We start from the raw sequence: 12,779 nt of genomic DNA on the forward strand, positions 1-12,779 counted from the left end.
GTCAGGTCGGGTGGCTCGGTACGATTCGGCTGCGCAGCGATCGCTGTCGCGCAGGAGACATGAGTCAGGAGAGACCGGTGTCAGACGTCCGTGTGACCGTCCAACGCGATTCCGAGCGGGAAGAACGCGTGGTGACCACGGGGACTACGGCCGCCGACCTCTTCCAGGGCGAGCGCAGTGTCGTGGCCGCGCGGGTGGCCGGAGAGCTGAAGGACCTGGCGTACGAGGTCGCGGACGGTGACGCGGTCGAGCCCGTCGAGATCACCTCCGAGGACGGCCTGAACATCCTCCGGCACTCCACCGCGCATGTGATGGCGCAGGCCGTGCAGGAGCTGTTCCCGGAGGCGAAGCTCGGCATCGGCCCGCCGATCAAGGACGGCTTCTACTACGACTTCGACGTCGAGACCCCGTTCCACCCCGACGATCTCAAGCGCATCGAGAAGAAGATGCAGGAGATCCAGAAGCGGGGCCAGAAGTTCGCGCGCCGTGCGGTCGCCGACGACGCCGCCCGCGAGGAGCTGGCCGACGAGCCGTACAAGCTCGAGCTGATCGGGCTCAAGGGCTCCGCCGCGGACGCCGCCGAGGGTGCGTCCGCCGAGGTCGGCGCCGGTGAGCTGACCATCTACGACAACCTCGACGCCAAGACCGGCGAGCTGTGCTGGAAGGACCTGTGCCGCGGTCCGCACCTCCCCAGCACCCGCGCCATCCCCGCGTTCAAGCTGATGCGCTCGGCCGCCGCCTACTGGCGCGGCAGCGAGAAGAACAAGCAGCTCCAGCGGATCTACGGCACCGCCTGGCCCACCAAGGACGAGCTCAAGGCGCATCTGGAGTTCCTCGCCGAGGCCGAGAAGCGCGACCACCGCAAGCTCGGTGCCGAGCTGGATCTGTTCTCCGTTCCCGAGGACATCGGCTCGGGGCTGGCGGTCTTCCACCCCAGGGGCGGCATCATCCGCCGGGTCATGGAGGACTACTCCCGCCGGCGCCACGAGGAGTCGGGCTACGAGTTCGTCTACACCCCCCACGCCACCAAGGGGAAGCTGTTCGAGAAGTCGGGCCACCTGGACTGGTACGCCGACGGCATGTACCCGCCCATGCAGCTCGACGAGGGCGTGGACTACTACCTCAAGCCCATGAACTGCCCGATGCACAACCTGATCTTCGATGCGCGCGGCCGCTCGTACCGTGAACTGCCGCTGCGCCTCTTCGAGTTCGGGACCGTGTACCGGTACGAGAAGTCCGGTGTCGTGCACGGCCTGACCCGCGCCCGCGGCTTCACCCAGGACGATGCGCACATCTACTGCACCAAGGAGCAGATGGCGGACGAGCTGGACGCCACGCTCACCTTCGTGCTCGACCTGCTGCGCGACTACGGTCTGACCGACTTCTACCTGGAGCTGTCCACCAAGGACCCGGAGAAGTCCGTCGGCTCGGACGACACCTGGGAGGAGGCCACCGAGACGCTGCGGAAGGTGGCCGAGAAGCAGGGGCTGCCGCTGGTCCCGGACCCGGGCGGCGCCGCGTTCTACGGGCCTAAGATCTCCGTGCAGACCAAGGACGCCATCGGCCGTACCTGGCAGATGTCGACCATCCAGCTGGACTTCAACCTGCCGGAGCGGTTCGACCTGGAGTACACCTCGGCGGACGGTTCCAAGCAGCGTCCGGTCATGATCCACCGCGCGCTGTTCGGCTCGATCGAGCGGTTCTTCGCGGTGCTGCTGGAGCACTACGCGGGGGCGTTCCCGGCGTGGCTGGCGCCGGTCCAGGCGACCGGGATCCCGATCGGCGACGCGCATGTCCCCTACCTCCAGGAGTTCGCGGCCGAGGCGAAGGCCAAGGGGCTGCGGATCGAGGTGGACTCCTCCTCGGACCGGATGCAGAAGAAGATCAGGAACGCCCAGAAGGCCAAGGTCCCGTTCATGATCATCGCCGGTGACGAGGACGTGGCCAACGGCGCGGTCTCCTTCCGCTACCGCGACGGTTCGCAGAAGAACGGCATCCCGCGCGCGGAGGCGATCGCCGAGATCCTCGACGTCGTGGAGCGCCGCGTCCAGGTGTGACGCCCGTCTGACCACGAGGCCCCGGAGAGCGAACCCGCTCTCCGGGGCCTCGTCATTTCTCGCCCTCCTGCCGGAAACGGCGCAGCAGGTAGGAGGAGAAGGAGCCCACCACCGCTCCCACCAGGGCCACCCCGGCGAACATCAGCCCTACGGCGATCACCCGGCCGCGCGGGGTGACGGGGGTGGCGTCGCCGTAGCCCGTCGTCGTCAGGGTCGAACTGGCCCACCACACCGCGTCACCGAAGGTGTGGATGTTGGCGCCCGGGGCGGACCGCTCGTCGTGGTAGACCGCCAGGCTGGCGGCGAAGCCCAGCAGCAGCGAGGTGAGCCCGGTGTACGCCATCACCCGCGCTTCGAGGACGAGCCGTGGATGGTCCCTGCGCCGCTGCATCCGCTCGTGCATGTCGATGAGCCGCAGCGGCCGCAGCAGGGGCAGCACGGTCACGATCAGATCCAGCCAGCGGGTGCGCAGGAAGTGCCGCCGGTCGCTGCTGAACGCCAGCCGCGCCAGATATTCGACGACGAAGAAGCTCCAGCTGACGAGGGTGACCAGCTCCCACCAGACCTGCCAGCCGGGGGAGAGGCCGGGGTCCAGGACCCGGACCGCGTAGGAGGTGAGGAAGAGGAGCGAGGCGCCAAGGAGATACGGCTGGGCGGTCTCCTCCCATTCCCACAGTCGCTGTTCCCTGTCCACCGGCTCAGCATCGCGGAGCAGGTCGCGGTATGCGCCCCAACGACACGGCGCCAACGGGCGAAGCCATATGCTGGCCCGTATGACAAGCGAGCCGGAGCAGCAGATCGGAGTCGGGACGCAGGACGCCTTCCAGCGCCTGTGGACGCCCCACCGGATGGCTTACATCCAGGGGGAGAACAAGCCGACCGGCCCGGGGGCCGGCGACGGCTGTCCGTTCTGCGCGATCCCCGCGAAGTCGGACGAGGACGGCCTCGTGATCGCGCGCGGCGAGTACGTCTACGCGGTGCTCAATCTGTACCCGTACAACGGCGGTCACCTCATGATCGTCCCGTTCCGGCATGTCGCCGACTACACGGAGCTGGACGGGCCGGAGACCGCGGAGCTGGCCGAGCTGACGAAGCATGCGATGACCGCGCTGCGCACCGCGTCCGGGGCGCACGGCTTCAACATCGGGATGAACCAGGGCACCGTCGCCGGCGCCGGGATCGCGGCCCATCTCCACCAGCATGTCGTCCCGCGCTGGGGCGGTGACACCAACTTCATGCCGGTGGTCGGCCACACCAAGGTGCTGCCCCAACTCCTCGCCGACACGCGGGCGATGCTCGCCGACGCCTGGCCCGCGTAGGGCGCCTGCCGCCCTCGCCCGGGACCGGCTTCCGAGGCGACACGCACCAGGGTGAATCAGACAGATCACCCTAATTGGGATTAGTTGCCTCTCTAATGGGGTGGTGACTTCCCTAGATCGCCGCTCCGTGCTGCGTGCGGCCGCCTCGGCCGCGGCCGCCGGGGCGCTGGCGTCGGGCTGCGACCCGCACCGGGACGTGGACGCCGGCGCCGTACGGTCCGCCGGCGGGCCGAGCCCCTCCCCGGCGGGGCATGCCCCGCCCGCCCGGGCCCGCGTGGCCCGTCCGCCGACCAGGGTGCCCGGCCTGCCCGTACAGATCGCGCACGGGCCGCGGAACGGCCGGGCGGTCGCGCTGACCTTCCACGGCAGGGGCGACCCCAAGATGGCGACCGCCCTGCTCGGCGAGGCCGAGCGGGCCGGAGCCAAGGTCACCGTGCTCGCCATCGGCGACTGGCTCGACGAGCAGCCCGCGATGGCCCGCCGGATCCTCGACGGCGGCCATGAGCTGGGCAACCACACCATGCACCACCGCAATATCTGCGCCCTGCCGGCCGCCGAGGCATACGCCGAGATCAGCCGGTGCGCCGACCGGCTGCGCGCCCTCACCGGCACCATCGGCAGCTGGTTCCGTCCCTCGCAGGCCCGGCGGGCCACGGACCTGGTGGCCGGGCTGGCCCGCAAGGCCGGCTATCCGCATGTCCTGTCTTACGACGTGGACTCCCTCGACGCGAACGACCCCGGCGCCCCGGCCGTCCAGCGCACGGTCCTGGACGCGGTCGGGCCGGGCTCGGTCGTGAGCCTCCACCTCGGGCACGCCGGCACGGTGGCCGCGCTGCCCCCGATCCTCGACGGCCTCCGCCGACGCGGTCTGCGCGCGGTGACGACAACGGAGCTAGTGACCTGATGGCTGACCGGAACCGTACCCACGACCGTCCAAGTCTGCGCGCGCGCCACCGGGCCGCGCTGCTCGCCGTGGCCTGCGCGCTGGTGGCGGCGGGCTGCGGCAGCGACGAGAGCGAACCGGCCGCGCACGGCCCGCGGCCGGTCGAACGCGCGCCGGCCGGGGCCGCCAAGTCGGGCCTGCCGGGGATGCCGCCGCTGCTGGACGAGCACGACCTCTACGCGGCGGACCGGCCGGGCAGGCTGGCGCCGCAGGTCAAGGACTTCCCCTCGCGGATCTATGTCCCCAACACCGGCTCCGACACGGTGACGGTCATCGACCCGAAGACCTACAAGGTCATCGAGACCATTCCGGTGGGGGTGCAGCCGCAGCACGTCGTGCCGTCCTGGGACCTGAAGACGCTCTGGGTCAACAACAACCGGGGGCACGACCTCACGCCCATCGACCCCGCGACCGGCAAGGCCGGCAAGCCCGTCAAGGTCCACGACCCGTACAACCTCTACTTCACGCCCAACGGGAAGTACGCCATCGTGATGGCCTCGATGGACCGTCAGCTGGTTTTCCGCGACCCGCACACCATGGAGGTCCGCAAGACGCTGCCGGTCGGCTGCGCGGGCGTCAACCACGCCGACTTCTCGCCGGACGGGCGGTACTTCATCGTCTCCTGCGAGTTCTCCGGTGAGCTGCTCAAGGTCGACACCGAGAAGATGAAGGTCATCGGTCAGGAGAAGCTGCCGTTCGAGGGGGCGATGCCGCAGGACGTGAAGATCTCCCCGGACGGCAGGACCTGGTACGTCGCGGACATGATGGCCGACGGCATCTGGGTCCTCAACGGCGACACCTTCTCCCGGCCCAAGCTCATGCCGACCGGCAAGGGGGCCCACGGCCTCTACGTCAGCCGCGACTCGCGCTATATGTACGTCTCCAACCGCGGCGAGGGCACCATCTCCCGGCTCGACTTCACGACCGGCTCGCTCGTGGGCAAGTGGCGCATCCGCGGCGGCGGCAGCCCCGACATGGGCGGCCTGTCCACCGACGGCAAGGTCCTGTGGCTGTCCGGCCGCTACAACTCCGAGGTCTATGCGCTGGACACCCGTACCGGCAAAACCCTGGCCAAGATCCCCGTCGGCCAGGGCCCGCACGGGCTGGCGGTCTACCCGCAGCCGGGGCGGTACTCCCTGGGACACACGGGCATCTTCCGCTAGCCCGCACGCCCCAGGCGACTCCTAGGCGTTGTACTCGTCGGCCTTCTGCGGCTCCACGCCCTGGATCATGCCGCTGAGCACCAGGGAGCGGTTGGTGAAGCGCTCGGTGTCCACGCCGTTCTCCTTTAGGACGCTCATCGCGGCGGCGTGGACCGTGCGCAGCACCGGGGTCGCGGCGCGCAGCGCGTCATCGGCCATGAAGCGGTGGCGCCAGGGCTTGTCGGCCCAGACGTGCCGCAGGCCGAACGGCTCGGGGAGGGTCAGCTTGCCGCCGAGGAAGTCCAGGACCGGCGGGAACCAGGTCAGCGGGGCGCGCGCGGCGAGCCGGACCACCTCTTGCGGCTCGATGAGCGGGAGGTGCTGGGTCTTGGTCTCCCAGAACTTGACGACCTTGGAGACTTCCTTGGTCTTGGGCTCCGGCTTGGTCGTGAACAGGCCGTTGACCGGGCCGAGGGCATGGCCGGTCACCTCGATGCGCAGGGTCTCGTGCAGCACCGTGACGGTGATCATCAGGGTGATCACCAACTGGCCGTCCCACAGGACGAACTGGACGCCGAGGTAGTGGCGGTTGCCGCTGCCGAACTGCTGCTCGTTGCAGATCCGCTCTATCTCGTGGCCACGGATCTGGAACGTCTCCACATGGGTGCCCTCGGGGCGGGTGACGGCGGCGGCCTTCTCGCCGACCGGCGAGACGATCCAGTGGCGGACGGACGGAGTGGGGAATCCGCCGGTGTGCAGCGGGCTGCGCTCCAGCAGCCGCAGCTTGTCGTGGATCGCCCGGATGACGTCCCAGCTGCGGAACGGGTGGATCTCGCTGCCTGCCTGCGCCGGCGTGAGCTCCTCGGCGAGCTGCCAGCTGCCCCAGCGCGTACCCATGCCGAGTATGCCCTTGGGGCCGGCGTAGAAGACGACGTTGCTGCTCTGCTCGGCGGAGATTTTGGCGAGATTCTGCCGGAGGGTCTCGGCGGCGATCTGGTTCGGGTCCTGGGGCACCGCCTCGGGGATCTTCGCGGCCACGCCGCCGCCCTCGAGCAGCCCCTTCCAGGACTCCCGCATGGCCACCGCGGTCTTCTCGCAGATCTGTTTGGCCAGCCACCAGCCGACCACCGGGACGACGACCGCGGCACGGGCGTACATCGGCCAGAAGCCGTTGAGCGGCAGCTTGATCATGAAGAACAGGCCGACGCCCGCCAGCAGCGTCAGCAGCACCCCGCCGATCAGCGAAAGACCGCTGCCCGCACCGTCCTTGGAGAGCATCTTGCGCAGCTGGAAGACGCCCAGCCACACCAGCACACCGGGCAGGAACAGCACCCCGAACAGCACCATCAGCAGCGTCAGCTTGGCATCCCGCTGCTTGCGGACGCGGGTCGCGGACAGACAGTGCTCGACGATGGTCTGCGGCTCGGTCCCGAAGGACTGGATGAGCGCGGCGCGGCCCCCGCCGAGCATCCGCACCTGCACGGCGCGCGAGAAGGCCTCGCCGAGATTGGGCGCGAACAGCGACAGTTTGGGCTTCTTGATGGCGGACTTGCCGGAGTCGGAGTCCGCCTTGGAGATGTCGGCGAGCGGGCTGTCCCGGTAGGCGGCCGAGGCCAGCGCCTGGGTCGCCGCCGTCTGCCCGGCGCTCCCCGAAAGCGGGACCTGCGCCCCGGGACTGAAGTCAAAGCCGTCTGCCACTACCGCCCCCACACCCGACGCATCCGATGATGCGGCTCTTCCCTGCTTCTGCTGACGGCACACCTGCTGAGAGCTGTGTTCGAGCCTGTGACCTCGTGTCCTGGCGCCGGGCCCCCGGGCCGGCGGCAGGCTCTCAGCGTACAGCCGCCGTCCGGCCCAAGGGAGTTGAGCGGGACAGCGGCTGCGCCAACGGCTGATCCGTCGTTAACTATGCGCCGTTCTCGGCCTGTTCCCGCCACTTGTCGGCGAGCTGCTGCGGCATCGGCTCATGCCGCAGGTGGGCGCGGGAGAACCGCCCGGCGCCGTGCGAGAGGGAGCGCAGATCGATGGCGTACCGGTCGATCTCGATCTCGGGCACCTCGGCGCGCACCACCGTGCGGCCCGAGCCCGACTGTTCGGTGCCCACGACCCGGCCACGGCGTCCCGAGAGATCGCTCATCACCTGGCCGACGAAATCGTCCGGAACCATCACGCTCACCTCGGACACCGGTTCGAGGAGCTCGATCCGGACCTCGCCGGCGGCTTCGCGCAGTGCCAGTGCGCCCGCCATCTGGAAGGCGGCGTCCGAGGAGTCGACCGAGTGCGCCTTGCCGTCGAGCAGCGTGACGCGGATGTCGACGAGCGGATGTCCGGCGGCGACCCCGCGCGCGGCCTGGGCGCGTACGCCCTTCTCCACGGACGGGATGAACTGCCGGGGCACCGCGCCGCCCACGACCTTGTCCACGAACTCGATGCCGGAGCCGCCCGGCAGCGGTTCGACCTCGATCTCGCAGATCGCGAACTGGCCGTGGCCGCCGGACTGTTTCACATGACGCCCGCGGCCCGCGGCGGGCGCACCGAAGGTCTCCCGGAGCGACACCTTGTGTGCGACCGCGTCCACCTGGACGCCGTAGCGGGCCCGCAGCCGCTCCAGCGCGACATCGACATGCGCCTCGCCGAGGCACCACAGGACCACCTGATGGGTGTCCTGATTGTGCTCCAGACGCATCGTCGGGTCCTCCGCGACGAGGCGGGCCAGGCCCTGCGACAGCTTGTCCTCGTCGGCCTTGCTGTGCGCCTGGATGGCGACCGGCAGCAGCGGGTCCGGCATCGTCCAGGGCTCCATCAGCAGCGGGCTGCCCTTGCCGGACAGGGTGTCCCCGGTCTCGGCGCGGGTCAGCTTCGCCACACAGGCCAGATCGCCGGCGATCGCCTTGGACAGCGAGCGCTGCTGTTTGCCGAACGGGGTGGACAGCGCGCCGACCCGCTCGTCGACGTCATGGTCCTCGTGGCCCCGGTCCTCCAGCCCGTGGCCGGAGACATGCACCGTCTCGTCCGGGCGCAGGGTGCCGGAGAAGACGCGGACCAGGGAGATCCGGCCGACGTACGGGTCGGAGGAGGTCTTGACCACCTCGGCCGCGAGCGGACCGTCGGGGTCACAGCTCAGTGCCGGGCGCGGGTCGCCGTCCGGGCTGGTCACCGCGGGTGCCTCGCGCTCCGCGGGGGTCGGGAAGCCGCCGCTGATCAGCTCCAGCAGCTCGACGGTGCCCAGCCCCTGTTTGGAGCCCTCGGCGGCCGGGGCCGCGGCCAGCACGGGGTGGAACGTGCCGCGGGCGACCGCCGTCTCCAGGTCCCCGATGAGGGTCTTGATGTCGATCTCCTCGCCGCCGAGGTAGCGGTCCATCAAGGACTCGTCCTCGCTCTCGGCGATGATCGCCTCGATGAGGCGGTTGCGGGCCGTCTCGATCTGCGGCAGCTCGTCCTGGGTGGGGGCGCGTTCGGTGCGCTCGCCGGAGGAGTAGTCGAAGACCCGTTGGGTGAGCAGGCCGATCAGGCCGTGGACGGGGGCGTGGCCGTCGGCGCCCGGCGTTCCGTACAGCGGGAGGTAGAGGGGGACGACGGCGTCCGGGTCCTCGCCGCCGAACGACGCCCGGCAGCGCTCGGTCATCTCGTCGAAGTCGGAGCGGGACGCCTCGAGGTGGGTGATGACCAGCGCGCGCGGCATGCCGACGGCCGCGCACTCGTCCCAGACCATCCGGGTCGCGCCGGCCACGCCGTCGGCCGCCGAGACAACGAAAAGGGCCGCGTCCGCAGCGCGCAGACCGGCCCTGAGTTCCCCGACGAAATCGGCGTATCCGGGGGTGTCCAAGATATTGATCTTGACTCCGCCCCAGTCGACCGGGACCAGGGAGAGCTGTACGGAGCGTTGCTGGCGGTGTTCGATCTCGTCGTAATCGGACAGACAGCCGCCGTCCTCGACCCGGCCCGCCCGGTTGACCGCGCCGGATGCCAGCGCGAGGGCTTCGACCAGGGTGGTTTTTCCCGATCCGGAGTGGCCGACCAGCACCACATTCCGCAGGGCCGTGGGCTGGCCGGCCGTTGATGCCCTGCCGGCGGCTCCCGGGTGTGTACTCGATTTCTCGCTCATGTGTCTCGCCTCCAGGTCGACACTTTGCGGTGATTCGAGCTTTCCACCGAGGTCATGCCGCGTCCATACGTGGCACACGGGAGCCGGTGCTCCCAAGGGTCATGCGCACCGCGCGCGGGGCCCGCGGGCGCGCCCGACGGCGCGCGGCGGCGGCCCCGAGCCGTGGGATGCGCTCTGCGCCGCGATGCGTTCGTGGAGGCCCCAGACCTCCTGGCTACGATGGGCCCGCCGGTGGCCCATCGACCGCGCGGCCCGTATCGACCTCCGGGAAGGCCATGCTGAACAAGTACGCGCGTGCTTTCTTCACGCGTGTTCTCACGCCGTTCGCCGCCCTGCTCATCCGTATCGGCGTCAGCCCGGACGCGGTCACCCTCGTCGGAACCGGAGGCGTGGTCGCCGGTGCCCTGGTCTTCTACCCGCTGGGCGAATTCTTCTGGGGCACGGTCGTCATCACCCTGTTCGTCTTCTCCGATCTGGTCGACGGCAACATGGCGCGGCAGCTGGGCCGCTCCAGCCGCTGGGGGGCCTTTCTCGACTCCACCCTCGACCGGGTCGCCGACTCGGCGATCTTCGGCGGGCTCGCCCTCTGGTACGCGGGGCGCGGCGACAGCCTGATGCTCTGCGCGATGGCGATCTTCTGCCTCGCCAGCGGCCAGGTGGTCTCGTACACCAAGGCGCGCGGCGAGGCCATCGGGCTGCCGGTGGACGTCAACGGTCTGGTGGAGCGCGCCGAGCGGCTGGTCATCACGCTGGTCGCCTGCGGCTTGTCGGGTCTGCACGCCTTCGGGGTGCCCGGCGTCGAGATTCTGCTGCCGATCGCCCTGTGGGTCGTCGGCGTCGGCAGCGCCGTCACCCTCGGCCAGCGAGTGGTGACCGTACGACGGGAGTCGGCCGAGGCCGACGCCATGGCACAAGGGGGAAACAGCGCATGAGTCCACGCGAGACCCGCCGTCCGCGGTTCGACACCGACAAACTGGCGGACGCGCTCTACGCGCTGGGCTGGAGCACCGTCAAGAAACTGCCCGAGGGCGTGGCCGTACGGCTCGGCCGCCGGATCGCCGACATGGCCTGGAAGCGCCGCGGCAAGGGCGTCCTGCGCCTGGAGGCGAACCTCGCCCGGGTCGTCCCGGACGCCGCACCGCAGCGGCTCGCCGAGCTCTCCCGGGCCGGGATGCGCTCGTACATGCGCTACTGGATGGAGTCCTTCCGGCTGCCGGTCTGGAGCAAGGACCGGATAAGGACCGGCTTCGTGCCGGAGGACGTGCACCACCTCGAGGACGGGCTCAAGAGCGACCGCGGCCTCGTCCTCGCCCTGCCGCACATGGGCAACTACGACCTCGCCGGTGCCTGGGTCACCACCAAACTCGGTGTCCCCTTCACGACCGTCGCTCAGCGCCTCAAGCCGGAATCGCTCTACGACCGCTTCGTCGCCTACCGCGAGGGCCTGGGCATGGAGGTGCTGCCGCACACCGGCGGCTCGGCCTTCGGCACGCTCGCCCACCGGCTGCGGGCCGGTGGCCTGGTCTGCCTGGTCGCCGACCGTGATCTGTCCGCCTCCGGGATCGAGGTCAAGTTCTTCGGCGAGGCGACGAAGATGCCGGCCGGACCCGCGGTGCTCGCCCTCCAGACCGGGGCGATGCTGCTGCCCGTCACCCTCTGGTACGACGACACCCCCGTGATGCGCGGCCGGGTCCACCCGGAGATCGAGGTGCCGGAGACCGGCACCCGCGCCGAGAAGGCCGCCCAGATGACCCAGGCGCTCGCCGACGCCTTCGCCTCCGGCATCGCCGACCACCCCGAGGACTGGCACATGCTTCAGCGGCTCTGGCTCGCCGATCTGGAGCCGCGCGAGGAGTCCGGCGCACCGGGCGGCCCCGAGGCACCCGGAACGGAGACCGCGTGAAGATCGGCATCGTCTGCCCGTACGCCTGGGACGTCCCCGGCGGCGTGCAGTTCCACATCCGGGACCTGGCCGACCACCTGATCCGCCTCGGCCACGAGGTGTCGGTGCTCGCCCCCGCCGACGACGAGACCCCGCTCCCGCCGTACGTCGTCTCCGCCGGCCGCGCCGTCCCCGTCCCGTACAACGGCTCGGTCGCCCGCCTCAACTTCGGCTTCCTCTCCGCGGCCCGGGTACGCCGCTGGCTCCAGCACGGCGCCTTCGACGTCATCCACATCCACGAACCGGCCTCGCCCTCGCTCGGCCTGCTCGCCTGCTGGGCCGCCCAAGGCCCGATCGTGGCGACCTTCCACACCTCCAACCCGCGCTCGCGGGCGATGATCGCCGCGTACCCGATCCTCCAGCCCGCCCTGGAGAAGATCAGCGCACGCATCGCGGTGAGCGAATACGCCCGCCGCACGCTCGTCGAACACCTCGGCGGCGACGCGGTGGTGATCCCCAACGGCGTGGACGTCGACTTCTTCGGCTCCGCCGAGCCCAAGGCCGAGTGGCAGGGCAGAACGATCGGCTTCATCGGCCGGATCGACGAACCGCGCAAGGGCCTGCCGGTCCTGGTGAAGGCGCTGCCCGCGATCCTCGCCGAGGTACCGGACGCCCGGCTGCTCGTCGCCGGACGCGGTGACGAGGAGGAGGCGGTCGCGGCGCTGCCCGCCGAGATGCGCTCCCGGGTCGAATTCCTCGGCATGGTCAGCGACGAGGACAAGGCCCGGCTGCTGCGCAGCGTCGATGTCTATGTCGCGCCCAACACGGGCGGCGAGTCGTTCGGCATCATCCTCGTCGAGGCGATGTCGGCCGGGGCGCCCGTACTGGCCAGCGACCTCGACGCCTTCGCCCAGGTCCTGGACCAGGGCGAGGCCGGCGAACTGTTCACCAACGAGGACGCCGATGCGCTTGCCGCTGCGGCGGTACGCCTCCTCGGTGACCCGGCGCGCCTCGCCGAGCTGCGGGAACGCGGCGCCCGCCATGTGCGTCGCTTCGACTGGTCCACCGTCGGCGCCGACATCCTCGCCGTCTACGAGACGGTCACCACCGGCGCGGCCTCCGTGGCCACTGACGAACGAGTGGGCCTACGGGCGCGCCGCTGGCTGGCGAAGGATTGACGTTCCGCTGCGCTTTGCCTTGCTTCCCACGTTTTTGGCTTTCCCGCCGCTCCGCTGCGCTTAGCTTGCGGCCCACGTTGTCGGCTGTCTCGCCGTGGTGGTGTCTCGCCGTTGCGCCTGCGGCGGGCGGGGCCGCTGCGCGGGGCTGTGGGT

At 70.3% G+C, this 12,779-nt stretch carries 10 protein-coding genes; 7 read left to right on the plus strand and 3 right to left on the minus strand.

All coding sequences use genetic code 11. From position 1 onward, the window contains the following. Window positions 1-77 precede the first annotated feature (77 nt). Window positions 78-2,057 (plus strand): threonine--tRNA ligase, encoded by a 1,980-nt coding sequence (thrS, locus tag M8I34_RS32105; RefSeq protein WP_250055485.1) that lies wholly within the window; start codon window positions 78-80, stop codon window positions 2,055-2,057. A 52-nt stretch (window positions 2,058-2,109) separates the two neighbouring features. Here thrS and M8I34_RS32110 read toward each other — a convergent pair whose 3' ends face one another. Beyond that, window positions 2,110-2,751: a potassium channel family protein gene (locus M8I34_RS32110; RefSeq protein ID WP_250055488.1), complete on the minus strand. Its 642-nt coding sequence runs from the start codon at window positions 2,749-2,751 to the stop codon at window positions 2,110-2,112. 67 nt (window positions 2,752-2,818) lie between these two features. On the opposite strand from M8I34_RS32110, the gene M8I34_RS32115 reads away from it, so the two are divergent. The 3 genes from M8I34_RS32115 to M8I34_RS32125 all read left to right on the plus strand — a co-directional run bounded on the left by M8I34_RS32115 (window position 2,819) and on the right by M8I34_RS32125 (window position 5,482). Then, on the plus strand, window positions 2,819-3,376 hold the full coding sequence (locus tag M8I34_RS32115) for an HIT domain-containing protein (RefSeq protein ID WP_030987239.1): 558 nt from the start codon (window positions 2,819-2,821) through the stop codon (window positions 3,374-3,376). Between the two features lie 127 nt (window positions 3,377-3,503). Next, window positions 3,504-4,280 carry a polysaccharide deacetylase family protein gene (locus M8I34_RS32120; protein ID WP_250055502.1) on the plus strand — a complete coding sequence of 259 codons (777 nt, stop codon included), beginning with the start codon at window positions 3,504-3,506 and terminating at the stop codon, window positions 4,278-4,280. After that, entirely contained in the window at window positions 4,280-5,482 is a 1,203-nt protein-coding gene (locus M8I34_RS32125) for a YncE family protein (RefSeq protein WP_250055490.1), read from the plus strand. Before M8I34_RS32120 ends, M8I34_RS32125 begins: the two co-directional genes overlap by 1 nt. A gap of 21 nt (window positions 5,483-5,503) precedes the next feature. Here M8I34_RS32125 and M8I34_RS32130 read toward each other — a convergent pair whose 3' ends face one another. Both M8I34_RS32130 and M8I34_RS32135 read right to left on the minus strand, forming a co-directional pair. Then, window positions 5,504-7,159, minus strand: coding sequence for a hypothetical protein (locus tag M8I34_RS32130; protein ID WP_030987245.1), 1,656 nt, complete (start codon window positions 7,157-7,159; stop codon window positions 5,504-5,506). 208 nt (window positions 7,160-7,367) lie between these two features. Further along, window positions 7,368-9,566 carry an elongation factor G-like protein EF-G2 gene (locus tag M8I34_RS32135; protein WP_250055492.1) on the minus strand — a complete coding sequence of 733 codons (2,199 nt, stop codon included), beginning with the start codon at window positions 9,564-9,566 and terminating at the stop codon, window positions 7,368-7,370. A gap of 275 nt (window positions 9,567-9,841) precedes the next feature. Between M8I34_RS32135 and pgsA the strand changes: the two genes are divergently transcribed. From pgsA to M8I34_RS32150, 3 genes are read left to right on the plus strand one after another with little or no spacing between them, the layout of a single operon-like run. Then, entirely contained in the window at window positions 9,842-10,498 is a 657-nt protein-coding gene (gene pgsA / locus M8I34_RS32140) for a phosphatidylinositol phosphate synthase (protein WP_250055494.1), read from the plus strand. Then, window positions 10,495-11,469 carry a phosphatidylinositol mannoside acyltransferase gene (locus tag M8I34_RS32145; protein WP_250055496.1) on the plus strand — a complete coding sequence of 325 codons (975 nt, stop codon included), beginning with the start codon at window positions 10,495-10,497 and terminating at the stop codon, window positions 11,467-11,469. Before pgsA ends, M8I34_RS32145 begins: the two co-directional genes overlap by 4 nt. Next, window positions 11,466-12,626, plus strand: coding sequence for a glycosyltransferase family 4 protein (locus M8I34_RS32150; RefSeq protein WP_250055498.1), 1,161 nt, complete (start codon window positions 11,466-11,468; stop codon window positions 12,624-12,626). The genes M8I34_RS32145 and M8I34_RS32150 overlap by 4 nt, the downstream gene beginning before the upstream one ends. The last annotated feature ends 153 nt before the right edge of the window (window positions 12,627-12,779 follow it).

This window comes from Streptomyces sp. MCA2, assembly GCF_023544705.1.
GTDB classification, from domain to species: Bacteria; Actinomycetota; Actinomycetes; order Streptomycetales; family Streptomycetaceae; genus Streptomyces; species Streptomyces decoyicus.